Genomic DNA, 23,070 nt, shown 5'->3' with positions numbered 1-23,070 from the left:
AGAAAGCTACAAAGAAGCGCTACTGGGATAGACGGAGAAAGGCTTCAAAAGGATGCCCCTGCGAGGCGTCTATTTCGCCGTGGCGGCGGGCAGCTTCCGCCGCTACGCCACGTACCGTGTCGCCACCGCCGCGGGAGTGTTCACCAACACGGTCTTCGGCTTCATCCTCGCCTGCACCTTCACGGCGCTGTGGAGCGAGCGGCCGCATCTGGGCGGTTACGACGAGTCACAGGCGCTGACCTTCGTGTGGACGGGCCAGGCGATGCTCGCGGCCGCAGCGCTGATCGGCGGCGGCTTCCAGGAGGAGCTGCAGGAGCGGATACGTACGGGTGACGTGGCCGTCGATCTCTACCGGCCCGCCGATCTTCAACTGTGGTGGCTGGCGGCGGATCTTGGCCGCGCCGCCTTCCATCTGCTGGGCCGCGGGATCGCTCCGGTGGCCTTCGGCGCATTCTTCTTCGAACTCGCCCTGCCCGTCTCACCGTTGGCGTGGGCGGCGTTCCTGATCTCGGTCACGCTCGGCATCGTCACGGGCTTCGCGCTGCGCTATCTGTTCGCGCTGAGTGCGTTCTGGCTGCTGGACGGCAACGGGCTGAACATGCTGAGCACCCTGCTGAGCATGTTCTTCTCGGGGATGCTGCTCCCGCTGACCGTCTTCCCGGGCGCCTTCGGCGAGGTGGTGCGTCTGCTGCCGTGGGCGGCGACCATGCAGGTCCCGGCGGACGTGCTGCTCGGGGAGTACGAGGGGGCGGGGGTGCTGGCGGCCTTCGGCTTCCAGGCGGTGTGGGCGGTGGTGCTGCTGGCGGCGGGCAGGGCGCTTCAGTCGCTGGCGACGCGGAAGGTGGTGGTCCAGGGTGGGTGAGGCGACCGCTGCCGAGGGGCCGCTGGCCCGGCTGTCATGGGGAGTACGCGCGTACTGCTTCATCGCGGCGATGTGGGTGCGCTCGACCATGGTCTACAGGGCGTCGTTCGCGATGATGGTCATTGGCAGCTTCGCGACGTCGGCGCTCGACTTCGTCGCCATCATGATCATGTTCTCCCACGTGGACGTCCTCGCCGGGTTCTCGTTCCACGAGGTGGCCTTGCTCTACGGCCTGTCCGCGACGTCCCTGGGCATCGCCGACCTGCTGCTGGGCTCCTTCGACCGGATCGGCACCCGCGTACGCGACGGGACGATGGACACCATGCTGGTGCGGCCGGTCCCGGCCCTGGCGCAGGTCGCCGCGGACCGCTTCGCTCTGCGGCGCCTGGGGCGGATCGGGCAGAGCGTGCTGGTGCTGGGCTGGGCGCTGAGCGGTGTCCGGCTGGAGGGCGGGCCGTGGACGCCGCTGCTGCTGGTGATGACGCTGCTGAGCGGTGCGGCGATCTTCGGCGCGGTCTTCGTACTGGGCGGCGCGTTCCAGTTCGTGGCGCAGGACGCCGCCGAGGTGCAGAACTCCTTCACCTACGGGGGCGCGACGCTGCTCGAGTTCCCGCCGACGGTGTTCGCGAAGGACCTGGTGCGGGGGGTGACGTTCGTGGTCCCGCTCGCTTTCGTCAACTGGCTGCCCGCGCTGCGGCTGCTGGGCCGGGACGATCCGCTGCGGCTGCCGGGCTGGGTCGACTTCGCGGGCCCGGCGGTGGCCGCGGCGTGCTGTGCGCTGGCCGGTCTGGCGTGGCGGTCGGGGCTGCGGGCGTACCGGAGCACAGGCAGCTGAACGACGGCCGCGGGACGTGGCGCGGGCTGGCGGGCAGGGGGGGGGTGCGGCGCGCGTGACAGCGGGCGGAACGTGCGCGGCGCGCGTGACGTGAAGGGCAGGACGCGACGGGCAGGACGGACGATCCGGAGGGGAACGGCGGGAGATGACCGACGACTTCATCGTGCTGGAGAGCCTGGAGAAGGTCTTCCAAGTGCGCCGCAAGACGGGAAGGCTGCGGCGCGAGCGCCGGGAGGTGCGTGCCGTGGACGGGATCTCCTTCACGGTCCCGCGCGGCGAGATGGTCGGCTACATCGGCCCGAACGGCGCGGGCAAGTCGACCACGATCAAGATGCTCACCGGCATCCTGACGCCCAGCGGCGGACGGCTGCGCGTCGCCGGTATCGATCCGTCCCGTGAACGCACCAGACTGGCGCGCCGCATCGGCGTCGTCTTCGGCCAGCGCACGACGCTGTGGTGGGACCTGCCGCTGCGCGACTCCTACGCCCTCGTACGCCGCATGTACCGCATCCCCGAAGCACGCTTCCGCGCGAACCTGGAACGCTGCGTGGAGCTGCTGGACCTCGGTGACCTGCTCGAAGTCCCCGTGCGGCAGCTGTCGTTGGGGCAGCGGATGCGCGGCGACATCACCGCGGCACTGCTGCACGACCCGGACGTGCTGTATCTGGACGAGCCGACGATCGGCCTGGACGTCATCAGCAAGGCGACGGTGCGCGACTTCCTGAGCGGTCTCAACTCGGACGAAGGCACGACCGTGCTGCTGACGACGCACGATCTCACCGACATCGAGCAGCTGTGCAAGCGGGTGATGGTCATCGACCACGGGCGGCTGATGTACGACGGGGCGCTCGCGGGGCTGCACGAGGTGGGCGAGAGCGAGCGGACGCTGGTGGTGGATCTCGAACGCGAACTCCCCCCGATCGAGGGGATCGCGGGGGCGCGCACCGTCCGCACGGAGGGCCCGCGCCAGTGGCTGGCGTTCCCGGCGACCGCGAGCGCCGCCCCGCTCGTCTCGCAGATCGCGGACGGCTACCCGCTGGTGGACCTGTCCGTGCGGGAACCCGACATCGAGGACGTGGTGGCCCGCATGTACGGCGCGAGTTGACCGAAGGGGGCGCTTCGCACCCCCGTGCCTCCCGCCGCTCCGGTGCGGGCGCAGCGCCCGGGCTCCCCACGCGGCGCGTCTGCGCCGCGCGCCCCGCCGCCGGCCCGGCGGCCCGGCGGCCCGGCGGCCCGGTGGCCCGGTGGCCCGGTGGCCCGGTGGCCCGGACAGGCAACCAGAACGGGTGGGCGGGTGGGAGACGACCGCCGCGAAGCGGCGGCCGCAGCACCCTCGCCGGTGCCCGGCGTACCCGCGACCCGCGACCCGCGACCCGCGACCCGCGACCCGCGGTGAACGACCGCGACGGCAACGGCAACGGCAACGGCACAACCCGCGCCCGGCCGGCAAGGCCACCGCCCGGCCGGCAAGGCCTACGTATTGGCCGGCGAAGACCCCTTCAGCACCTTCAGATCGAGCGCTTCGGCCATCGCGCGGTAGCCGTTGTCGCTGGGGTGCAGGTGGTCGCCGGAGTCGTACGCGGGCCGCAGCCGGTTGGGGTCGGCAGGGTCGCGCAGCGCGGCGTCGAAATCGACGACCTCGTCGAAGACCTTGCCCGCACGGATCTCCTCGTTGACCTGCTGGCGGACCGCGTCCAGCCGCCGCTCGTAGCCGCGGTGTCCGCCGAACGGTGTGAGCGTGCCGCCGATGACTCGCAGACCGCGCGCGTGCGCGTAATCCACGAGCTGCCGCAGACCTTCGACGATTCTGCCGGGGTCGCGCTGTCGGGGTGACTTGATGATGTCGTTGAGGCCCATCTCGATGACGACGGCCTTCACACCGGAGCGGGAGAGCACGTCGCGCTGCATGCGAGTGAGGCCGCTGGGGCCGTTGTTGGGCGAGTAGCGGGGGCCGTCGACCAGGACGCGGTTACCGCTGATGCCGCCGTTGAGCACGCTGTAGCGGGGCGCGCTGCGTTCGGTGCGCAGACGTTCGGCGAGGAAGTCGGTCCAGCGCCGATTGGCGCCGGGGCTGGAGGAGATGCCGTCGGTGATGGAGTCGCCGAGTACGGCGACGGCGCCTTGCGTCTGGTTGCTCCACACGTCCACTGCGGTCAGGTAGCGCCAGTACGGGCTCTGTTGCGTGAAGGCAGTGCCCGAGGTCTCGTCCGCCTTGTCGCCCTCCGCCACGTAACTGGTCTGACGCGCGTAGGGGTGGTACGTCACGGGCCCGGACGGCTTCGGGGAGTAGGTGGTGACGAGGAGGTCCGCGGCGTGCGGGACGTTGAGCCGCACGGAGTCGCTGGTGGCCTTGCGTCCCGGGGGAATGGTCACCGTACGGGAGTTGCCGAAGGTCAGCCGGCGCATGGTGCCGGTCGCGGCGGTCGGGTTGCTGGGCGCCGCCGCGAGGGCAAGGGTCGCGTGCGAGATGGTGAGGGGCTTGGTGCCGTAGAGGTTGGAGAGGGTGATACGGGCTCCGGATCCGCCCACGGAGGTGTGGACGATGTTCCGTATCGACATCTTCGGGTAGCCGTCGCGGGTGTTGGGCTCGGCGGCCACGGCCGGTGCCGACCAGGTGCCGACCCAGTTGCCCGAGGAGGCGGGCGCCGCGTTGTCACGGGTCCCCTGCGTGATGCCGTCCAGACCGCCGTCGTCGCTGCCGACGCCGATGAAGACGGCTGTCGACACAAGCACGACGATCGCCGCCAGACCGGCCAGCAAGGCATAACCCATGTTTCTGGTCACGCTCGGTGTATCTCCTCGGGCAAGGCGGAGCCCGAGGCTCCGAGTGTTCGCGGTGAAATGATCCCACGATCGCGGCGAGGCCTTGTTCCGGGGCGGCCAGGCCGGGGGCGGCCCTCTGGCCGCCCGCAATGACAGACGCCGAATGTGCGGGCTTCGTTCCACCCGTCAGGCACCTTGGGACACTGTAGGGGGGACTGGCCGAACGGTGGAGTGGATGGATCAGGGAAAAGCGGGCGAGGTCGCTGCCGGAAAGCCCGGCGGAGTGAGAGCAATCACAGACGGCAAGGCGGCGGCACGGTCCGAGCCCCAGGGCCCGAACGGCCGTACCGGCACCGGGACTTCAGGCAAGAGCACACGCGAAGGCACGAGCGCGGGCGCCGGTGCGAGAGCGCGCACCGGCAGGCACGCGGACACCGGTACGGACGCGGACACCGGTACGGACGCTGGCAGCGCCCCTGGGGCTCCCGCCGCGGGCACCGGCACCGGCGGGGCCGGCGGCCGCCGGCGGCCCCCCAACCCCGGCCCCCTCGGCACCTTCACCGCCGCCGACGAGGAACGCAGCCGCGGCGTCCGCCGGATGAAGACCATCGCGACGGGCGCCCTGCTGCTGATGGCGACGGTCTTCGTACTGGCCAAGTGGGCGCAGCACGAGGGCGCGGGCACATGGAGCGGCTACGTCGCGGCCGCCGCCGAGGCCGGAATGGTGGGCGCGCTGGCGGACTGGTTCGCGGTGACGGCGCTGTTCCGGCATCCGCTGCGGCTGCCCATCCCGCATACCGCCATCATTCCCACCAAGAAGGACCAACTCGGGCATACTCTGGGGGAGTTCGTCGGCGAGAACTTCCTCTCCAGTGCGGTCGTACGCTCCCGGCTGCAGGCCGTGGGCATCGCCGGCCGCCTCGGTGCGTGGCTGGCGGAGCCGGAGCACGCGGACCGCGTCACCTCGGAACTGTCCACGGCGCTGCGGGGCGCGCTCGCCGTACTGCGCGACTCCGATGTGCAGGCCGTGGTGGGCGAGGCCATCACGCGCCGCGCGGACGCGCAGGAGATCGCGCCCGGTCTCGGTTCGATGCTGGAGCGGGTCGTCGCGGACCAGGGCCACCGGCGCGTGGTGGATCTGGTGTGCGCGCGGGCGGCGCAGTGGCTGGAGGCGCACAGCGACTCGGTGATGGAGGCCGTCACCGGCGGTGCGCCCGGGTGGACGCCCCGCTTCGTCGACCGTCGCGTCGGCGACCGCGTCTACCGGGAGTTGCTGCGCTTCGTGACGGAGATGCGGGACATGCCGGAGCACCCGGCGCGCGGCGCGATCGACCGTTTCCTGACGGACTTCGCGGCGGACCTGCGGTCGGATCCGCAGACGCGGGCGCGCGTGGAGCGGCTCAAGAGCGATGTGCTCGGCCGCGGTGAGGTGCAGGACCTGATCTCCTCGTCCTGGAACTCGGTGCGTTCGATGATCGTCGCCGCGGCGGAGGACGAGCGCAGCGAACTGCGCGTACGGGCAAGGGCGTCGCTGCTGTCGCTGGGGCAGCGGATGGCGTCGGACGGGCGGCTGCGGGGCAAGATCGACGGCTGGATCGAGGATGCCGCCGTCTACGTCGTCACCACGTACCGGGACGAGATCACGTCGCTCATCACGGAGACCGTCGCGGGCTGGGACGCCGAGCACACGTCGAAGAAGATCGAGGCGCACATCGGCCGGGACCTGCAGTTCATCCGCCTCAACGGCACAGTCGTCGGCTCACTGGCGGGACTTGTGATCTATGCGCTGGTGAACCTGGTCGCCGGCTGAGCGGCCCCCGGCAGCCGAACGGGCGGGGCCGGCAGCCCCGCCCGTTCCGGAAAGCCGGAAGACGTACGGACGACGGACGACGTCCCGAGGGCGTCAGCCCGTGCAGACCTTGGAGAGTTCGTCCGCCGCCTTGCCCACGGGACGGACATCCGGCTCGCGGCCCTCGTCGACGGCCTTGCTCGCGTCGTCGACGGCGGTGTTCATGTGGTCCACGGCCTTGTCGACGTCGGAGTCGCCCGTGCTCTCGTCTATCTTCTTCAGGTTCTTCTCGATGCGGTCTATCGACTCCTGCGCCTGCGCCGGGTCCTCGGAGGCGCCGGAGACGGCCTTCTGAAGATCGTCGGCCGCTTCGGCGACGGTCACGGCGGTGCTGGCGCAGCTGACCGCCTTGTCCACCGCGCTGCAGCCCGTCAGTACGGTACCTGCGAGTGCGGTGGTGCCGAGGACGGCGAGCACGAGGGAACGACGCACGGGAACCTCTTCTTCTTTCCTTGTGTCGGTGGACGGGCCGCACGGTATGACCCGCGCGGCCCGTACCTCTATTGACGCGTAAAGCGCACGCAAAGTTCCACGGCTCCAACTGCCCGCGGTGCGCTGCACGTTCACCCCCGTGCCTGGGCACTGCGCGTTCCGCTGTGCGCGGGCCCGCGCGTCCGCGCTCCGCTCAGCCGCCGAGCGCCTGCCGCTGCGCGCCGTCGAGCTGCGCGCAGCCCGCCACCGACAGGTCCAGGAGCTCGTCGAGCTTCTCCCGCGAGAACGGCTCGCCCTCGGCGGTGCCCTGGACCTCGACGAAGCGCCCGGTGCCGGTACAGACCACGTTCATGTCGGTCTCGGCCCGCACGTCCTCCTCGTAACACAGGTCCAGCAGCGGCACGTCGCCGACGATGCCGACGCTGACCGCCGCGACCGTGCCGGTCAGCGGCTGCGCCTTGCTCTTGATGAGCTTCTTCTCCTGCGCCCAGCCGACGGCGTCGGCCAGCGCGACGTATGCGCCCGTGATCGCCGCGGTGCGGGTGCCGCCGTCGGCCTGGAGGACGTCGCAGTCGAGCACGACCGTGTTCTCCCCGAGCGCCTTGTAGTCCACAACGGCCCGCAGGGAGCGCCCGATCAGGCGGGAGATCTCGTGTGTACGGCCGCCGATCCTGCCCCGTACCGACTCGCGGTCGCCGCGGGTGTTGGTGGACCGCGGCAGCATCGCGTACTCGGCGGTGACCCAGCCTTCGCCGCTTCCCTTGCGCCAGCGCGGCACCCCTTCGGTGACGCTGGCGGTGCACAGCACCCGGGTGTCGCCGAAGCAGATCAGAACGGATCCCTCGGCGTGCTTGCTCCAGCCGCGGTCGATGGTGATGGGACGCAACTGGTCAGCCGTACGGCCGTCGATACGAGTCATGGTGCGAGCCTAGTGCCTGAAGGGTGAACGCCCTTTCAGCGCAAGGGCCGTTCACGCCTCCGGGGACGCCTTGCGGGCGTCACATCATGTCCTCGATCTCCCCCGCGATCGGGTCGGCGTCGGTGCCGATGACGATCTGTATGGCCGACCCCATCTTCACGACGCCGTGCGCGCCCGCGGCACGCAGAGCGGCCTCGTCGACGAGGGCGGGATCCGCGACCTCGGTGCGGAGCCGGGTGATGCAGCCTTCGATCTCGGAGATGTTGTCGAGCCCGCCGAGCCCCGCGACGATCTTTTCTGCCTTGCTGTCCATGTCTCACTCCTGATCTCCCGCGCCGCCTCACCTGCCGCGCACCGACGCACTCGGCGGGACGAGGTCTACACCAGTATGGGTCAACCGGCGGCCCTCGCCTCCCCGGACCGGGCCGTGGGGGACTCCCGTCGCCGTGGTGGGCCCGCCCGGCGCAGACAGATGGAGAGACTCCCCATGCCGCCGGGTACATATGCGCCCTTACCGGAGCAAGCTGCGCTTTCCGCGCTGCTGCACTCGTGCTACAAGAGGTCTACACCATTAACGGGGTCTGCTCCGTACGGTCCGACCTCCCGCAGACCACTGGAGGAAGTTGATGACCACGGCTACCGAGGCCCGGAAAACGGGCCGGGGCTCGGGTGCGATGGCTGTCGCCCAGCGCATCGGCCGCAGCCTCATGCTCCCGATCGCCACCCTTCCCGCCGCGGCACTGATGGTCCGGCTCGGCCAGCCCGACATGCTCGGCCGGCCGGGCTTCCCGGACTCCCTCAACCGCATCGCCGAGTTCCTCGCCAAGGGCGGCGGCGCGCTCATCGACAACATGCCGCTGCTGTTCGCCGTCGGCATCGCAGTGGGATTCGCCCGCAAGTCGGACGGATCGACGGCTCTGGCGGCCGTCGTCGGCTATCTGGTCTTCAAGAACGTGCTCGGCGCCTTCAAGGACGGGAACCTGCCCCCGGTCGAGAAGGTGATCGACGGCAAGGTCGGCACGGCCGCCCCGCCGGTGGACGCCGGTGTGCTCGGCGGCGTCGTCATCGGCATCGTCGTCGCCCTGCTCTACCAGCGTTACTACCGCAAGAAGCTGCCCGACTGGCTGGGCTTCTTCGGCGGACGCCGCCTCGTGCCGATCCTCTCGGCCTTCGCCGGGCTGATCATCGGCGTGATCTTCGGCTACATCTGGCCCGTTCTGGGCACCGGGCTGCACGACTTCGGCGCGTGGCTCGTCGGGTCCGGAGCGGCGGGCGCGGGTGTCTACGGTGTCGCCAACCGGGCGCTGATCCCGATCGGCATGCACCACCTGCTCAACTCCTTCCCGTGGTTCCAGGCCGGCTCGTACAAGGGGCAGCACGGCGACATCGCACGCTTCCTGGCGGGCGACCCCAGCGCGGGGCAGTTCATGACCGGCTTCTTCCCGATCATGATGTTCGCGCTGCCCGCGGCCTGTCTCGCGATGTATCACTGCGCACGGCCCGAGCGGCGCAAGGTCGTCGGCGGGCTGATGATCTCCCTCGCGCTCACCGCCTTCATCACGGGCGTGACGGAGCCCATCGAGTTCACCTTCATGTTCATCGCGCCCGTTCTGTACGCGATCCACGCCGTGCTGACGGGCGTCTCGATGGCCCTGGTGTGGGCCCTGGGCATGAAGGACGGCTTCGGCTTCTCGGCCGGGGCGATCGACTTCGTGCTGAACCTTGGCATCGCCACGAACCCGTGGGGACTGATGCTCGTCGGCCTCGTCTTCGCCGTGATCTACTACACGGTCTTCCGCTTCGCGATCATCAAATTCGACCTGCCCACACCGGGCCGTGAGGCCCCGGAGCAGGACGAGGAGGAGCGGGAGCGGGAGCGGCCGGTGAACCAGGGCCAGATCGGCGACGGTGTCCCCGTCGTCGGTGTCGCCGTCGCGGACACCGTCAGCGACAAGGCCATGGACAAGCAGGAACGGCCCGACTCCGTGGAGAAGGCCGCGCGGAACACCCACAGCCCCGAGCCGACCGGTGCACGGCCGGGGAGCAGCCCGCAGCCGGCGGGCAGCCCCGGGAACGGCAGGGACGACGGAGACGACGGAGACGACGGGGACGACGACCAGGACAGGAGACGAGCCCGGCTCTGAACCCCGACGGCCCCGCCCCGCACACGGCTACCAGGGGCCGGCAACCGGCAACGAAGGCCTGCCGGCCCGAAGACCACAGCGTCCGCTGCCCGCCGGCTGCGGGCGCTGTGCCGTGCGGAGAAGGTGAGGCGATGCCGGGGGCCCTGCCCGCTCCGGCTTCGCAGCTCCGGGCCGCTAGAGCTCGTAGACGGCGCCCGGCCTGGCCAGCTCCACCGGGCCCTCGAAGACGTCCTTCGCGTCCCGCAGATTGACCTTCGCGTCGGTCCACGGCGGTACGTGCGTGAGGACCAGCCGCTCCACGCCCGCGTCCTGGGCGCACTCCCCCGCCTCGCGGCCGTTGAGATGCAGGCCGGGGATGTCTTCCTTGCCGTCCGTGAAGGACGCCTCACACAGGAAGAGGCCTGCGCCGCGGGCGAGCTCGGCGAGCGCTCCGCACGTCCCCGTGTCACCCGAGTAGACGAGAGCCTTGCCGCTTTCGCGGTGCGTCACCCGGAACGCATAGGACTCCACGGGATGCGAGACCTCTTCCGTACGGACGCTGAAGGGGCCCAGCTCGAAGGCGCCGCCCGCGGTGAGGGCGCGGAAGTCGAAGACCTCGCTCATGGCCGAGTCGGACGGGGTGTCCCCGTACGCGACGGTGAGCCGCCGCTCGGTGCCGCGCGGACCGTAGACGGGGATCGGCTCGCAGCGTCCGCCCTCGTGACGGTAGTAACGCGCCACGAAGTAACCGCACATGTCGATGCAGTGATCGGGGTGGAGGTGGCTGAGCGCGACCGCGTCCAGGTCGTAGAGGCCGCTGTAGCGCTGGAGCTCGCCGAGTGCGCCATTGCCCATGTCGAGGAGCAGCCGGTATCCGTCGGCCTCGACCAGATAGCTCGAACAGGCCGACTCCGCCGATGGGAACGACCCGGAGCAGCCGACGACGGTGAGCTTCATGAAGGGGGAACCTCCGTTGGCGGCTGTGGGGTTTTTCGAGCGTAAGCCGCTGGGTGCCGCGTTTGGACTCAAGAGCGTGCTGGTGTGGGCGGAATCACCAGCGCGGGGGGTACGGTCGGCAATCTGTGCGGTGCTGCCGCGCGCAGCCGTACGGAGGTCCGGGAGGCGAAGCGGACGTGGACACTTGGTGGTGGCTGGCGCTGGGTGCCGTCGTGGCGCTGTCACTTGTGGCGGCGCTTGTCGACGGGGGTGCGCGGCTGGGCCGACCCTTCTTCCGGCTCCGCGGCGGTGACCGGCGGAATGTACCGCTGCCCGACAGGGGCCCGCGCCCCGGGGAGATCTGGTGGACGCGTGAGCCGCTGATGGTCCTCGTGCTCGCGGTACGCATCGACAGTGCCCGCGTCGCACGGATCAGCGCGGAACGTCCGTACCGCGAGGGCGAGTACCGCCTGCCGGAGTCGTCCGGGGCGAAGCTGGCGCTGCCCCCGGGGACGGTCGCGGACGCACCGGGCCGCGTGACCGCGCTCTGTACGGACGAGGCGTGGGACGTGGCCCTGAGCGAATTCCGCAAGCGGGCCGGCGAGGTGGACCAGGACACCTGGGTGCAGGTGCGTCATCTCTCCGGCGACGAGTGACGCCGCACACACCGGCACTGTGCCCGTATCGGCCCTGTGCGGTTCCGGGTTGAGGTACGTCCGGCTCTGACTCTGCGGTCTCAGGACCTTGGGCCCTCAGTCCCTCAGGCCCAGAGCTGGCCCTGGAGGGCCTCGACCGCGGCCTCGGTGGACTCCGCCGTGTAGATGCCGGTGGAGAGGTACTTCCAGCCGCCGTCGGCGACGACGAAGACGATGTCGGCGCTCTCGTCCGCCCGTTGGGCCTTGCGTGCGACCCCGGCCGCGGCGTGCAGCGCCGCGCCCGACGAGACGCCCGCGAAGATGCCCTCCTCGGCGAGGAGTTCGCGGGTGCGGCGCACGGCGTCCTCGGAGCCGACGGAGAAGCGGCTAGTGAGAACGGACTCGTCGTACAGCTCGGGCACGAAGCCCTCGTCCAGGTTGCGCAGACCGTAGACCAGGTCGTCGTAGCGCGGTTCGGCGGCGATGATCTGGACGCCGGGGCGCTGTTCGCGCAGGAAGCGCCCGGCGCCCATCAGCGTGCCGGTGGTGCCCAGGCCCGCCACGAAGTGGGTCACGGACGGCAGGTCGGCGAGGATCTCGGGGCCGGTGGAGGCGTAGTGCGCGGCGGAGTTGGCGGGATTGCCGTACTGGTAGAGCATCACCCAGTCCGGGTTCTGCCCGGAGAGCTCCTTGGCGACGCGTACGGCTGTGTTCGAACCGCCGGCCGCCGGTGAGGAGATGATCTCGGCCCCCCACATGGCGAGCAACTGGCGCCGTTCCTCACTGGTGTTCTCCGGCATGACGCACACGATGCGGTAGCCCTTGAGCCGTGCCGCCATGGCGAGCGAGATGCCGGTGTTGCCGGAGGTCGGCTCCAGGATGGTGCAGCCGGGGGTCAACCGGCCTTCCTTCTCGGCCTGTTCGATCATGTACAGGGCCGGGCGGTCCTTGACGGAGCCCGTCGGGTTGCGGTCCTCCAGCTTCGCCCAGATGCGCACGTCCTCGGACGGCGAGAGGCGCGGGAGCCGTACCAGCGGGGTGTCGCCGACCGCGGTGAGCGGGGAGTCGTAGCGCATCAGCGCGTGCCCGCGCGTGCGTGGGTGCCGGCGCCGCCCGCGACGGCCGGGAGGATCGTGACGCTGTCGCCGTCGCTGAGCTTCGTGCTGATGCCGTCGAGGAAGCGGACGTCCTCGTCGTTGAGGTAGACGTTCACGAAGCGGCGCAGCTCACCGCCGTCGACGAGGCGGTCCTGGATGCCGGCGTGGCGGCTCTCCAGGTCGTCGAAGAGCTCCTTGAGCGTGCCGCCCTCCCCCGAGACGGCCTTCTCGCCGCCGGTGTAGGTGCGGAGGATGGTCGGGATGCGGACCTCGATGGCCATGGAAGCTCCTGTGGTCGGAGACGGGCAGGACGGTGTGTGCGGGCGGGGGCGAGGGCGCCTTCTCCTCGCGCGTACGGGCGGACGAGGGGCCGGCCCGGCGGCTGCGTCAGGCGCGGGCGTACGCGCGGCGCTCAGGGGCGCCCAGCGCGCTGGCGAGACGGCACAGATCGACGTGCAGGCGGCCGACGAGCAGCGCGCCCCGGGACTTCGGAGAAGCACTCACGTCGTGGACAACCATGGGCTCATCGTAACGATTCCCGGTGCGGTGACCGGACGGGAGTCCCAGGATGTGGACCGTACCGTCTCATATGCCATCGCACCCGGCCCGGCCTGTGGGAATGCGTCACCGTCGGGCGCCGGGGCTGCGAACCGTCCTGGGGGAATCAGGCGGACCCGTCCTGGTCCACGATCTCGACGTCCTCCTCGGTGACCTCGCCGTCCACGATGCGGAACGACCGGAAGGAGAAGGGACCTTCGTCGTTGCCGCACTCGGCGGTGGAGACGAGCACGTAGTGCGCGCCGGGTTCGTTGGCGTAGCTGATGTCGGTGCGCGAGGGATACGCCTCGGTCGCGGTGTGCGAGTGGTAGATGACGACCGGCTCCTCGTCCCTGTCGTCCATCTCACGGTAGAGACGCAGCAGATCGGCCGACTCGAACTCGTAGAACGTCGGCGAACGCGCCGCGTTCAGCATCGGGATGAAGCGCTCCGGGCGGCCCTGACCAGCGGGGCCGGCGATGACGCCGCACGCCTCGTCCGGGTGGTCCTTGCGGGCGTGGGCGACGATCTTGTCGTGCAGCTCCTGGGTGATGGTCAGCATGACGGGAAGGATATGCGGGCGGCCCCGGCCCTCCCCCTGGGCCCTCCGGGCCCGGGAGGTACCCCCACGGGGGCGTCGGACCAGGGCCCTTCCCGTGGGTCACAGCCCGCCGGTCACCGGCCGCCGGTCTCCTCCGTGGCCCCGGCCCCGCCGCGGTCGCGCCGGAAGGTGTCGGGATGGCGCGCCTTGAGCACGAAGTAGGCCACGGCGAGGCCGGCCGCCCAGGCCGGCGCCCCGTAGAGCGATACGCGGGAGTCGGTGTCGAAGCCCATCAGCACGACCACCGCGCCGATGAACGCCAGCGAGACCCAGCTCGCGTACGGGGCCAGCGGCGCCGGGAACGACGACTTCGGCAGCCGCCCGCGGTCGGCGGCACGGCGGTAGCGGATGTGCGCCGCCAGGATCATGACCCAGGCCCACATGCCCGAGATGGTGGCGAAGGAGACGACGTAGTCGAACGCCTTCGACGGCCACTCGTAGTTGATCCAGACGCCCACCGTCATGAACGCGGCCGAGACGCTCGTACCCAGCAGCGGAAGGCCGTTGCCCGTGAGCCTGGTGAACGGCTTCGGCCCCTGCCTGTTCAGCGCCAGGTCGCGCAGCATCCGGCCCGTGGAGTACATGCCGGAGTTGCAGGACGAGAGGGCGGCGGTGAGCACGACGAAGTTGACGATCGCCGCTCCCGCCGGCAGGCCGATCTTCCCGAAGGCAGCCACGAACGGGCTCGTGCCGGGCTCGAACGCCGTCCAGGACACCACGGAGAGGATCACGGTGAGGGCGCCGATGTAGAACAGCGCGATGCGCCACGGGACGGTGTTGACGGCGCGCGGCAGCGTCTTCCTCGGGTTCACCGACTCCCCCGCGGTCACGCCGACGAGTTCGACGGCGAGGAAGGAGAACATCACGATCTGCAGCGTCATCAGCGTCCCGCCGACTCCCTCGGGGAAGAAGCCGCCGTCCGCCCAGAGCAGGCTCACGGACGCGGTGGCGCCGGCGTCGGAGAAGCCGAGCGTGATCACGCCGACGCCGATGAGGATCATGCCGATGATCGCGGTGACCTTGATCATCGAGAACCAGAACTCCAGCTCGCCGAAGATCTTCACCGAGATCAGGTTCGCGCAGTAGAGGACGAGCGTGAAGACGAGCGCGGAGACCCACTGCGGGACGGCGGGCCACCAGTACTGCACGTACGTGGCTGCCGCGGTGACCTCGGTGATGCCGGTGACGACCCAGAAGAGCCAGTACGTCCAGCCGGTGGCGAAGCCGAAGAACGGCCCGAGGAACTCGCGCGCGTACTCGGAGAAGGAGCCGGAGACCGGGCGGTACATGAGCAGTTCGCCCAGCGCCCGCATGATGAAGTAGATGACGACGCCCGCCACGGCGTAGGCGAGGATCAGGCTCGGCCCGGCCTTGGTGATGGCCTTGCCCGCGCCGAGGAAGAGGCCGGTGCCGATCGCACCGCCGATGGCGATCATCTGGATCTGGCGGCTGCCGAGGCCGCGCCGGTAGCCCTCCTCGGGAGGGGCCACGGGGGCGCCGGGCGGTGTTTCCGTGATGCCGCCGCGCGGAGCGCCGCGGTCGTCGACCTGCTCGGAGGCCATGGGTGCGCCTTTCTCCGTGCCGGCGCGAGCGATTGGTATGCGCACCGGGACATGACGGATGTTCAGAACGTCATGGACGTTCAGCCTGTTTCAGGGCAGAGCAGTCATCATGTCGGCGCGGATGCGGCGGCCGGGGCACGGAAGTGCCGGGCGGGCGGATGCCATCCGTTCAGGGGACGGCGGGACGGCAGGACAGCGCCCGCGTACGGGCGGTGCGCAGGGACCGGAACGGCGGCCGGGGCGCACCGGCAGCACAGGGGGGCGCACCCGGTAAGGAACGACGGGTCGCCGCCGGTCGCCCCCTACGGAAGCAGCGTCTCGACGAGGGTCTCCTGCAGCCCGCCCAGCCAGAGATAGGCCATCACCATGGGCTTGCGCGGATCCTCGTCGGGCAGGGAGTACAGCTCGCTGCTGTCGTCGTCGTCCGTGACCTCGAGGCGCGTGCCGATGGCCAGCCGCAGGTCGTTCAGCGCACCGAGCCACTGCTTGGACTCCTCGGGCTTGAGCGTGAGCACCGCGCCCGCTGTGCCGTCGCCGCCGTTCGAAGGGTCGGGGGTCAGGGAGTCCAGCGCGCGGACGATCGCGAGCCCGTCCTCGCGCTTGCGGGCGCGCAGTTCGTTCTCCGTGAAGCGCCGGAACTCGGCGGAGGCGCGGCGCTCCGCCGCGTCCTCCTCGTCGGGCGGAGTGTCCGGACCGCTGCCGTAGGCGTCGGGGAACAGCCGCGCCAGGGCAGGATCGTCGGGCGGCTCGCTCGGGCCGTCGGTGAGGATGGCGGTCAGCGGGTCCTCCCCGTCGGCCGGCTCGTCGCCCGGGCCGATGAGCTCCAGCAGCTGGACGCTGAGGCTCCGCAGGATCGAGATCTCGACCTCGTCCAGGGCGATGGCCGCGCCTCCGTCGCCGGTGGCTTCGAAGTGGCCGGCCATCAGCGGTCCTGCTGCAGGGTGGCCCAGAGTCCGTAGCCGTGCATCGCCTGCACGTCGCGCTCCATCTCTTCGCGGCTGCCGGTGGACACGACAGCCCGGCCCTTGTGGTGGACGTCCATCATCAGCTTCTTCGCCTTGTCCTTCGGATAGCCGAAGTAGCTCTGGAAGACGTAGGTCACATAGCTCATGAGGTTGACCGGGTCGTTGTGCACGATCGTCGCCCACGGCACGTCGGGTTCGGGCACCTCGACGGGCGCCTCGGCGGATTCGGGGCGTTCGATCTCGGTCGGGGCAACACTCACGGGTCCCATGCTGCCACTCAGAGGTGTCGGGTGGCCAAACGGCCACAGCCGATATCGTCACACTGACGAAATCTGTTGTACCCTCGGACCCGCACCGCCCCTGCTCAACGGGGCTCGCCGAAGCAAGGAGTTCAAGTGACCGTGGCCGACAGGGGACTGCCGGTGGCCGTGCCGTCGACGGCGCTCTTCACCGATCAGTACGAACTCACCATGCTCCAGGCCGCGCTGCGCGCCGGTACCGCCGAACGCCGGTGCGCCTTCGAGGTGTTCGCGCGGCGGCTGCCCGAGGGCCGGCGCTACGGGGTCGTCGGCGGCACCGGCCGCGTACTGGACGCGGTGGAGAACTTCCGCTTCGACGACCAGGTGCTTCAGTACCTGCGCGAGCAGCACATAGTCGACGAGCCCACCCTCGAATGGCTCTCCGGCTACCGCTTCGGCGGCGACATCCTCGGCTATCCCGAGGGCGAGGTCTACTTCCCCGGCTCGCCCGTGATGCGCGTGGAAGGCAGCTTCGCGGAGTGCGTACTGCTGGAGACCGTCATCCTCTCGATCCTCAACCACGACTCGGCAGTCGCCGCGGCCGCCTCCCGCATGGCCGTCGCCGCGGGCGGGCGTCCCCTGATGGAGATGGGCGCCCGGCGCACCCACGAACTGTCCGCCGTGGCGGCGTCGCGCGCCGCCTACCTCGGGGGTTTCGCCTCCACCTCGGATCTCGCGGCCGGCTTCCGCTACGACATCCCCACCGTCGGGACCAGCGCGCACTCCTTCACGCTGCTGCACGACAGCGAGCGCGACGCCTTCACCGCCCAGGTGGACTCACTCGGAAGCGGTACGACCCTGCTCGTCGACACCTATGACGTCGCCGAGGCCGTGCGGAGCGCGGTCGAGATCGCCGGGCCCGAACTGGGCGCGGTGCGCATCGACTCCGGCGATCTGCTGCTGCTCGCCCACCGGGTCCGCCACCAGCTGGACGAACTGGGCGCGACCGGCACGCGGATCGTCGTCACGAGCGACCTCGACGAGTACGCCATCGCATCGCTCGCGGCGGCACCGGTCGACGCGTACGGGGTCGGCACCCAGCTCGTCACCGGCAGCGGCCACCCCACCTGCGCGATGGTCTACAAGCTCGTCGCGCGCGCCTCCTCCGCCGGAGCGGAGGCACCGCTGCACGCCGTGGCGAAGAAGTCGATGGGCGGCAAGTCCTCGGCCGGCGGCGCGAAATGGGCGGCGCGCCGCCCCGACGAGGACGGCGTCGCGGCGGCCGAGGTCGTCGGCACCGGAACGGTGCCCGCTGAGCTGCGGGAGCATCAGCTCCAGGTCCAGCTCGTACGCGGCGGCGAGACCGTCGCACGCGAGCCGCTGGACGCGGCACGGGACCGGCACAGGCGGGCGCTCGCCGAACTGCCGATGTCGGCGATGCAACTCTCACGCGGCGAACCGGTGTTGCCGACGGAGTACGTGTGACAGCTGTGCGTGGGACCTCCCACGACGGCGGCTGATTCCCTAGGGTCGTGCCGACCGCCCTTCACCGTCATCCCCCCACCCCCCCCGAAAGGCATTCGAATGCACCGGGCACTGATCGTCGTAGACGTGCAGAACGACTTCTGTGAAGGGGGAAGCCTCGGGGTCAAGGGGGGGTCGGACGTGGCCGCCGCCATCACCGATCTCATCGGCGACGCCTCCGCCGGATACAACCACGTCGTGGCCACGCGCGACCACCACATCGAGCCGGGCGACCACTTCGCCGAGAACCCCGACTTCGACCACTCCTGGCCGCCCCACTGCGTCGCCGGCACCGAAGGCATCGGCTTCCACCCGAACTTCGCGCCGGCGGTCGCCGCCGGTTCGATCGACGCGGTGTTCAGCAAAGGCTCGTACTCGGCGGCGTACAGCGGCTTCGAGGGCACGGACGAGAACGGCACTCCGCTCACGGACTGGCTGCGGCAGCGGGACGTGGGCGAGGTCGACGTCGTCGGCATCGCCACCGACCACTGCGTACGTGCGACCGCGCTCGACGCGGCCACGGAGGGTTTCCGCACGCAGGTCCTGCTGAACCTCACGGCGGGCGTCGCGCCCGTCACCACGCAGCACGCGCTCGACGAGATGCGCGACGCGGGCGTACGGCTGTCGGGCACGCCGGTCCTGCGGGAGGCGTAGCCGCGGGTCCGCTCGCCGCGGGGGCATGAGCCGACGGGCCTGCGGGGCTTCGGGGCTCGCCGCGGACGGGCTCGGCGCCGCGCGGCACGGCCGGGCGCGGCCCGGCACGGCTCGGCTCGGCGGTCCGCGGTCGCCGCACGCAGTCGGCCATGCTGCCTGACCCTTGTGCAGGGTGGTTCCGCGCCGCTGCGGCAGCTTTCAGCGCCGACTCACCTCCGCGCGGCGAAGACGCCCCCGCGCTCCGCGCCGGAAGTCACCGACCGCGGCCGGAGCCGATCCGCGGTGGCCGCGCGCAGTCCACCATGCTGCCGGACCCTCGCAGAGGGTGGTTCCGCGCCGTTGCGGCAGCTTTGGGCGGCAGGCTCAGGCCTTGCCCCAGAACCTCCGGCCTGGGAGGTGCCCAGCACCAGCGGGCCAGCACGCCCGCCGCCGACACGGCCGCCGATCCGCAGTCGCCGCACGCAGACGACCATGCTGCCGGACCCTCGCAGGGGGTGGTTCCGCGACGCTGCGGCAGCTTTCAGCGGCGACTCGCCGCCGCGCGGCGAAGACTCCTCCGCGCTCCGCGCCGGAGGTCACCGACCGCGGCCGGAGCCGATGCGCCATCGCCGCACGCAGCCGGCCATGCTGCCGGACCCTCACGGAGGGGGTCCGCACCGTTGCGGCAGCTTTGGGCGGCGGGCTCTGGTCCTGCCCCAGGTCCTCACGCCTGGGAACCCGGGCGGGGCCGCCTCCGGCGGATGGGTCTCCCCGCCGCAGGCAGGACCGGCCCCGCAGCAGGAAGACGGCCGCGGTCGGCGCGGCCGGGCGCGGGCGGCGGAGGCGCTAGCCCGTGCGGACGCGGTCCGAGGGGTGCAGGAGGGACTCGATCGGGTGCCACGACTCGCGGTCGTCGCCCGGAGTCGTCCGCCACACCAGCCCGTCGGGGTGGTGCAGCACGGCCGTGATCTCGTCGGCGGACGGCGGCTCCGCGTTGCCCCGCAGATAGACCGCCCGCATGCCCAGGTTCCGCAGCCGGGTCAGGGCGCGGGCCCGGTTGAGCGAGTGGACCAGCACGCGTACACGCGGCTCGTCGCCCTGCCACCTGGCACTGACGGCACGCACCGTGTGCGCCTCGTCCGCATGGGCGGACCAGGGCCGCCGCTCCGGCATGAGGCCGTCGTGCGGGCCGCCCCTGCGGCCCTGCCGTACGGGGCCCGGCTGCCGGCCTCCTGTGGCCGGCTCCGGGCCCGCGTCCGTGGTCGCCCCCGTATCCGGATCCGGGTGCCTGGCTGCACGCCGGTCCGGGACCGGAAGGGTGAGCGCGACGATAACGCTCCCGTCCGGCAGCTGGACGAATCCGCCTCCAGCCATGATCAACAACACCCCCGCGAGACTGTTCCGGTGGACCTCCGAGGAGGCCCGTCACAGGCATCTAAACGCGATCGGCCGCTGCCCGCCAGGGGGTCAACGGCCGATCATGTTTTGACCTGCAACGATGCAAATTAATTTGTGGAAGGTCTCACCTGGAGGGTGATCGTCTTACCCGAGCGGGGCTGCTTCACGATCTTGATCTGGGTGTTGGTGTCCGGAACCTTCACGCTCTGCGTCGGGTTCGACTCATACCAGTACGTCCCCTTGTGATCGTCGAAGACAGAAACGCCCTTCTTCGCCTTGATCTTGACCGCTTCGCCGTCGTTGTGAAGCTCGATCCCGTTCGTGGCGTATTTGCCGAAGGTGGAGTCGTAGGCCTGCATGCGGTTGCGCAGCGGCTTGCCGTCCGACCACTTCTCCGGTTTCGCGTGCGAGTCCACCGGCAGGATCAGGCCCCGGCCCGGGTGCGCCGAGACGTTGTTGTCCAGCTGAGAGGTGTCCCAGAGCCAGACGAGCAGTCCCTTCTCGTACGCGTAACGCTCGACCCAGTCGGGCTTCGTGGAGACCCAACCGAAGTTGTACGGGCCGTACTTCAGGGCCTTGTCGTACGAGACGTGGTTGCGGTTCTCGGCGATGTAGAACTGCGGATAGGGCTTTGTGAAGGACTCCCCGATGCGCGAGAAACCCTTCTTCCCCCAGCCGTTGTCGTCCTCGCCCTCGGCGCCGTCCTCGAAGACCTTCTCGCCGTCCGCGGTGATGCTCATCGCGTCCGCGGCGAAGCCCTTCTGGGCGACCCCACCATCCGTCAGATAACGGAAGCGAACATCAATCTTCTTCCCCGCGAACTCGTCGAGGGGGAAGGAGAGATCGCGGTAGGACTTCGACACCCCGGTGAGCCCCGGCTGGTCGCTGCCGTCGCGCGGGATGGGCTTGCCGTCGGCCGTGCCGTCGACCGGCCGCCAGTTCTCGCCGCCGTCCTCGGAGACCTCGGTGTAGAGGAAGTCGTAGTTCTCCTCGATGTCCCACCAGCCCTGAAGGTCCAGCGACGCCTTGGACTTGCCCGTCAGATCCACGCTGCGGGAGAGGGTGTTGCGCAGATCGTCGCCGCTTCCGCTCCACCACTGCTTCTCGCCCTCGGCGGGCTTGGTGATGGTGGTGGTGACGTCCTTCTCGGGCAACTCGACGATCAGGGCCTGCTTGTTCTTCGTCTGGTACGAGTGCGTGCCCAGCTTGTGCTGCGACTTGGTGGCCGCCTCGGCCTTGTCGTAGTCCAGCCAGCCGAGTTGGAGCTTGTCCCACGCGCTCATGTCTCCGGCGGAGTCGCCGATGGCGTCCTTGCCCTTGTTGAGCCAGGAGCCCACGGACATGATCGACCAGAAGCCGACGGAGTTCTCGCCCTCGCCGGTGGTGTCGTAGTGGTCGGGCAGACCCAGGTCGTGTCCGTACTCGTGGACGAAGACGCCCAGTCCGCCGTTCTCCGGCTGCGCCGTGTAGTCGCCGACCCAGATGCCGCTGTCGCCGATCTCGGTGCCGCCGGCCTTGTTCTCCTCGGGGCCGGTCCGGCCGGCGTCGCTGCCGTACGCGTACCAGCGGTGCGCCCAGATGGCGTCCTCGCCCTGGGCCCCGCCGCCGGCGGACTCGTCCTCACCGGCGTGCACGAACTGGAAGTGGTCGATGTAGCCGTCCGACTCGTTGAAGTCGCCGTCCTCGTCGAAGTCGTAGCGGTCCCACTTGTCGTACTCGGCTACCGCGGCGGCGATCTCCTCTTCGGTCTTTCCGGCGGCCTTCTGCTCCTCGACCCACTTCTCGACGCCGTCGCGGATCGCGTCCCACACGGTCGGGCAGTTGGAGTCGCCGCAGTAGTTGGAGCCGTAACGGGCCTCGTTGTAGTCGACCTTGACCCAGTCGGAGACGGCGCCGTCGACGGAGTAGCGGCCGGAGGACTGCTTCTCGTAGTAGCTCTTGACCGAGTCCTCGGTCCTGTCCGAGAAGTAGAGCTTCTGGAAGTGCTCCCTGTTGAAGTCCTTCTTCCAGAACGTGGAGTTGTCCTTCTTGCGGTCCGGCTCGGGGATCTTGTTGTGTACGGGGCCGGGGTCGCCGCCGTACTCCTCGTCGACCTTGTCGCCGAACTCGACGAGGATGGTGAAGATCTTGTCCGTCTTCTCCCGCGCCAGTTCGACGTACTTGCCGTTGTCGAGCTTGACGACCTCGGAGCCCTTGCGCTGGACCTTCTTGGCGTCACCCTGTGCCAACTGCTGCAGGGCCGCCTGGCGCTGCTTGTCCCGCTCCTTGTCGAACGGGCCCTGGAGGTTGTCCTCGCTGTGCCCCTGAGCGCCGCCGGGGGCGCCCGGCTGTGCCGTCGCGGACTGCGGTGCGGGGTGTGCCGACTTGGCCGCGGAAGCCTGTGCCTGCTGTGCCTGTGCCGCACTCGCGGGTATGAGTGCGGTCGCGCCGAGCGCAGCGACGGCTATCGTCAGCGCTCCTGCCCTCGATCTTTTGGATCTCCGTCTGCCGTTCACCTCTGAGGTGCCCCTCCCCTGTGGAGTGTGTGGACAGAGGTATTTGACAGCAGCGAAGTGAGAAAAGACAGACCCTGATACGCAGATTCGTGCTGCATACGCAACCGGCCGGGTGCGTCCCCCAGTTGGAACGATCAGCCGCTGTGCGTCCGTGCGCCCCCTGTGCGACTTCGACGTGTCCCGGCTCACGCTTACCGTGGTGTCCGTCCGGGAATCCCGGACCGTAGAGTCGTTCGACGGGCACTCCGTGCCTTCGAGCCGGCTCGACCGACGGCCCCACCCCCGACACGTCTCCCGAGGACGGATCACGCCATGCCGCGTCCGACCCCCGCACAGCTTGCCTACGGTTCGGCCACCGTCGTCTGCTCGACCCTCGCGATGCTGCTGCTCTCCCGTGTCCAGTCAGGGCCGGGAGTCGCGCTGATCGCCGTGGGCGCCCTCGCGGTCGGTGTGCTGGTGGCACTCACGGCTCCCGGAGTGCAGACGGCCCGTCGCGTACGTGACGACTCGCGTGCACGCGCGGGGTCGGTGCGGGCACGGACCGCCTCGCCCTCCCGCATCCACGCGCGGCACGACGGCGCCGCGGCGCGGGCCACGAGGCGCGTGGCGGAGCCCTCGCTGCGCTCCTGACCAGCGGCGCGTGGCGGTTCTGGCACTGGCACGGG

Annotated in this window: 22 protein-coding genes and 1 pseudogene; 9 read left to right on the top strand and 14 right to left on the bottom strand. The window is 70.3% G+C overall.

Features of this window, described 5'->3' with window-relative positions; genetic code table 11:
* Positions 1–52: 52 nt before the first annotated feature.
* The 3 genes from ACSMXX_RS21435 (at position 53) to ACSMXX_RS21425 (ending at position 2,802) form a co-directional block, all read left to right on the top strand.
* On the top strand, positions 53–862 hold the full coding sequence (locus ACSMXX_RS21435) for an ABC transporter permease (RefSeq protein WP_473180318.1): 810 nt from the start codon (positions 53–55) through the stop codon (positions 860–862).
* Positions 863–932: 70 nt separating this feature from the next.
* On the top strand, positions 933–1,697 hold the full coding sequence (locus ACSMXX_RS21430; RefSeq protein ID WP_473184896.1) for an ABC transporter permease: 765 nt from the start codon (positions 933–935) through the stop codon (positions 1,695–1,697).
* A 145-nt stretch (positions 1,698–1,842) separates the two neighbouring features.
* Positions 1,843–2,802, top strand: a complete 960-nt coding sequence (locus ACSMXX_RS21425) for an ABC transporter ATP-binding protein (RefSeq protein ID WP_473180317.1) — start codon at positions 1,843–1,845, stop codon at positions 2,800–2,802.
* 368 nt (positions 2,803–3,170) lie between these two features.
* Here the strand turns inward: ACSMXX_RS21425 and ACSMXX_RS21420 are convergent, their stop codons facing one another.
* Complete coding sequence (locus ACSMXX_RS21420; RefSeq protein WP_473184895.1) at positions 3,171–4,469, bottom strand: SGNH/GDSL hydrolase family protein; 1,299 nt, start codon at positions 4,467–4,469, stop codon at positions 3,171–3,173.
* A gap of 226 nt (positions 4,470–4,695) precedes the next feature.
* Here ACSMXX_RS21420 and ACSMXX_RS21415 point away from each other — a divergent pair, with 226 nt between their 5' ends.
* Positions 4,696–6,270 (top strand): DUF445 domain-containing protein, encoded by a 1,575-nt coding sequence (locus ACSMXX_RS21415; RefSeq protein ID WP_473180316.1) that lies wholly within the window; start codon positions 4,696–4,698, stop codon positions 6,268–6,270.
* Positions 6,271–6,363: 93 nt separating this feature from the next.
* Here the strand turns inward: ACSMXX_RS21415 and ACSMXX_RS21410 are convergent, their stop codons facing one another.
* From ACSMXX_RS21410 to ACSMXX_RS21400, 3 genes are all read right to left on the bottom strand, one after another.
* Complete coding sequence (locus ACSMXX_RS21410) at positions 6,364–6,741, bottom strand: hypothetical protein (protein WP_473180315.1); 378 nt, start codon at positions 6,739–6,741, stop codon at positions 6,364–6,366.
* 193 nt (positions 6,742–6,934) lie between these two features.
* Positions 6,935–7,660: a ribonuclease PH gene (gene rph, locus ACSMXX_RS21405; protein ID WP_473180314.1), complete on the bottom strand. Its 726-nt coding sequence runs from the start codon at positions 7,658–7,660 to the stop codon at positions 6,935–6,937.
* 79 nt (positions 7,661–7,739) lie between these two features.
* Positions 7,740–7,973 carry a PTS sugar transporter subunit IIB gene (locus tag ACSMXX_RS21400; RefSeq protein WP_070013603.1) on the bottom strand — a complete coding sequence of 78 codons (234 nt, stop codon included), beginning with the start codon at positions 7,971–7,973 and terminating at the stop codon, positions 7,740–7,742.
* 313 nt (positions 7,974–8,286) lie between these two features.
* On the opposite strand from ACSMXX_RS21400, the pseudogene ACSMXX_RS21395 reads away from it, so the two are divergent.
* Positions 8,287–9,537: pseudogene (locus ACSMXX_RS21395) on the top strand (PTS transporter subunit EIIC); the annotation flags it as partial.
* Between the two features lie 441 nt (positions 9,538–9,978).
* On the opposite strand, the gene ACSMXX_RS21390 reads toward ACSMXX_RS21395, so the two are convergent.
* On the bottom strand, positions 9,979–10,740 hold the full coding sequence (locus tag ACSMXX_RS21390; RefSeq protein WP_473180313.1) for an MBL fold metallo-hydrolase: 762 nt from the start codon (positions 10,738–10,740) through the stop codon (positions 9,979–9,981).
* A gap of 176 nt (positions 10,741–10,916) precedes the next feature.
* Here ACSMXX_RS21390 and ACSMXX_RS21385 point away from each other — a divergent pair, with 176 nt between their 5' ends.
* Entirely contained in the window at positions 10,917–11,375 is a 459-nt protein-coding gene (locus ACSMXX_RS21385) for a type II toxin-antitoxin system PemK/MazF family toxin (protein ID WP_473180312.1), read from the top strand.
* Positions 11,376–11,479: 104 nt separating this feature from the next.
* On the opposite strand, the gene ACSMXX_RS21380 is transcribed toward ACSMXX_RS21385, so the two are convergent.
* The 7 genes from ACSMXX_RS21380 to clpS all read right to left on the bottom strand — a co-directional run bounded on the left by ACSMXX_RS21380 (position 11,480) and on the right by clpS (position 16,385).
* The gene (locus tag ACSMXX_RS21380; RefSeq protein ID WP_473180311.1) at positions 11,480–12,430 is read right to left on the bottom strand and encodes a PLP-dependent cysteine synthase family protein; all 951 of its coding nucleotides are present in this window, start codon (positions 12,428–12,430) and stop codon (positions 11,480–11,482) included.
* Positions 12,430–12,732, bottom strand: coding sequence for a MoaD/ThiS family protein (locus ACSMXX_RS21375; protein WP_473180310.1), 303 nt, complete (start codon positions 12,730–12,732; stop codon positions 12,430–12,432). The genes ACSMXX_RS21380 and ACSMXX_RS21375 overlap by 1 nt, the downstream gene beginning before the upstream one ends.
* Before the next feature lie 106 nt (positions 12,733–12,838).
* Entirely contained in the window at positions 12,839–12,970 is a 132-nt protein-coding gene (locus ACSMXX_RS21370; RefSeq protein ID WP_473180309.1) for a putative leader peptide, read from the bottom strand.
* A 145-nt stretch (positions 12,971–13,115) separates the two neighbouring features.
* A complete protein-coding gene (locus tag ACSMXX_RS21365) occupies positions 13,116–13,550 on the bottom strand; it encodes a M67 family metallopeptidase (RefSeq protein WP_473180308.1) in 435 nt (144 codons plus the stop codon).
* A gap of 113 nt (positions 13,551–13,663) precedes the next feature.
* Positions 13,664–15,151, bottom strand: coding sequence for an amino acid permease (locus tag ACSMXX_RS21360; RefSeq protein ID WP_473180307.1), 1,488 nt, complete (start codon positions 15,149–15,151; stop codon positions 13,664–13,666).
* A 302-nt stretch (positions 15,152–15,453) separates the two neighbouring features.
* On the bottom strand, positions 15,454–16,074 hold the full coding sequence (locus ACSMXX_RS21355) for a DUF2017 domain-containing protein (RefSeq protein ID WP_473180306.1): 621 nt from the start codon (positions 16,072–16,074) through the stop codon (positions 15,454–15,456).
* Positions 16,074–16,385, bottom strand: a complete 312-nt coding sequence (gene clpS / locus ACSMXX_RS21350; RefSeq protein ID WP_070031194.1) for an ATP-dependent Clp protease adapter ClpS — start codon at positions 16,383–16,385, stop codon at positions 16,074–16,076. Before clpS ends, ACSMXX_RS21355 begins: the two co-directional genes overlap by 1 nt.
* A gap of 126 nt (positions 16,386–16,511) precedes the next feature.
* Between clpS and ACSMXX_RS21345 the strand changes: the two genes are divergently transcribed.
* Both ACSMXX_RS21345 and ACSMXX_RS21340 read left to right on the top strand, forming a co-directional pair.
* Positions 16,512–17,840 (top strand): nicotinate phosphoribosyltransferase, encoded by a 1,329-nt coding sequence (locus ACSMXX_RS21345; RefSeq protein ID WP_473180305.1) that lies wholly within the window; start codon positions 16,512–16,514, stop codon positions 17,838–17,840.
* 99 nt (positions 17,841–17,939) lie between these two features.
* Positions 17,940–18,533 carry an isochorismatase family protein gene (locus ACSMXX_RS21340; protein ID WP_473180304.1) on the top strand — a complete coding sequence of 198 codons (594 nt, stop codon included), beginning with the start codon at positions 17,940–17,942 and terminating at the stop codon, positions 18,531–18,533.
* 825 nt (positions 18,534–19,358) lie between these two features.
* Here ACSMXX_RS21340 and ACSMXX_RS21335 read toward each other — a convergent pair.
* Both ACSMXX_RS21335 and ACSMXX_RS21330 read right to left on the bottom strand, forming a co-directional pair.
* A complete protein-coding gene (locus ACSMXX_RS21335) occupies positions 19,359–19,685 on the bottom strand; it encodes a hypothetical protein (protein ID WP_473184894.1) in 327 nt (108 codons plus the stop codon).
* 332 nt (positions 19,686–20,017) lie between these two features.
* Entirely contained in the window at positions 20,018–22,405 is a 2,388-nt protein-coding gene (locus tag ACSMXX_RS21330; RefSeq protein WP_473180303.1) for an immune inhibitor A domain-containing protein, read from the bottom strand.
* Between the two features lie 312 nt (positions 22,406–22,717).
* On the opposite strand from ACSMXX_RS21330, the gene ACSMXX_RS21325 reads away from it, so the two are divergent.
* Complete coding sequence (locus ACSMXX_RS21325; protein ID WP_473180302.1) at positions 22,718–23,035, top strand: hypothetical protein; 318 nt, start codon at positions 22,718–22,720, stop codon at positions 23,033–23,035.
* The last annotated feature ends 35 nt before the right edge of the window (positions 23,036–23,070 follow it).

It is taken from the genome of Streptomyces sp. DSM 116795, assembly GCF_055792905.1.
Note: the sequence above shows the minus strand (reverse complement) of the source record. Positions and strands in the feature narration are given on the sequence as shown.

Bases quoted from the DNA above. Each gene is read 5' to 3' on its own strand.
- ACSMXX_RS21435 (WP_473180318.1), top strand. From the start codon at position 53: ATGCCCCTGCGAGGCGTCTATTTCGCCGTGGCGGCGGGCAGCTTCCGC.
- ACSMXX_RS21380 (WP_473180311.1), bottom strand. From the start codon at position 12,430: ATGCGCTACGACTCCCCGCTCACCGCGGTCGGCGACACCCCGCTGGTA.
- ACSMXX_RS21415 (WP_473180316.1), top strand. From the start codon at position 4,696: ATGGATCAGGGAAAAGCGGGCGAGGTCGCTGCCGGAAAGCCCGGCGGA.
- ACSMXX_RS21335 (WP_473184894.1), bottom strand. From the start codon at position 19,685: ATGCCGGAGCGGCGGCCCTGGTCCGCCCATGCGGACGAGGCGCACACG.
- clpS (WP_070031194.1), bottom strand. From the start codon at position 16,385: ATGGGACCCGTGAGTGTTGCCCCGACCGAGATCGAACGCCCCGAATCC.
- ACSMXX_RS21325 (WP_473180302.1), top strand. From the start codon at position 22,718: ATGCCGCGTCCGACCCCCGCACAGCTTGCCTACGGTTCGGCCACCGTC.
- ACSMXX_RS21355 (WP_473180306.1), bottom strand. From the start codon at position 16,074: ATGGCCGGCCACTTCGAAGCCACCGGCGACGGAGGCGCGGCCATCGCC.
- ACSMXX_RS21400 (WP_070013603.1), bottom strand. From the start codon at position 7,973: ATGGACAGCAAGGCAGAAAAGATCGTCGCGGGGCTCGGCGGGCTCGAC.
- ACSMXX_RS21390 (WP_473180313.1), bottom strand. From the start codon at position 10,740: ATGAAGCTCACCGTCGTCGGCTGCTCCGGGTCGTTCCCATCGGCGGAG.
- ACSMXX_RS21365 (WP_473180308.1), bottom strand. From the start codon at position 13,550: ATGCTGACCATCACCCAGGAGCTGCACGACAAGATCGTCGCCCACGCC.
- rph (WP_473180314.1), bottom strand. From the start codon at position 7,660: ATGACTCGTATCGACGGCCGTACGGCTGACCAGTTGCGTCCCATCACC.
- ACSMXX_RS21430 (WP_473184896.1), top strand. From the start codon at position 933: ATGTGGGTGCGCTCGACCATGGTCTACAGGGCGTCGTTCGCGATGATG.
- ACSMXX_RS21360 (WP_473180307.1), bottom strand. From the start codon at position 15,151: ATGGCCTCCGAGCAGGTCGACGACCGCGGCGCTCCGCGCGGCGGCATC.
- ACSMXX_RS21370 (WP_473180309.1), bottom strand. From the start codon at position 12,970: ATGGTTGTCCACGACGTGAGTGCTTCTCCGAAGTCCCGGGGCGCGCTG.
- ACSMXX_RS21340 (WP_473180304.1), top strand. From the start codon at position 17,940: ATGCACCGGGCACTGATCGTCGTAGACGTGCAGAACGACTTCTGTGAA.
- ACSMXX_RS21420 (WP_473184895.1), bottom strand. From the start codon at position 4,469: ATGGGTTATGCCTTGCTGGCCGGTCTGGCGGCGATCGTCGTGCTTGTG.
- ACSMXX_RS21425 (WP_473180317.1), top strand. From the start codon at position 1,843: ATGACCGACGACTTCATCGTGCTGGAGAGCCTGGAGAAGGTCTTCCAA.
- ACSMXX_RS21375 (WP_473180310.1), bottom strand. From the start codon at position 12,732: ATGGCCATCGAGGTCCGCATCCCGACCATCCTCCGCACCTACACCGGC.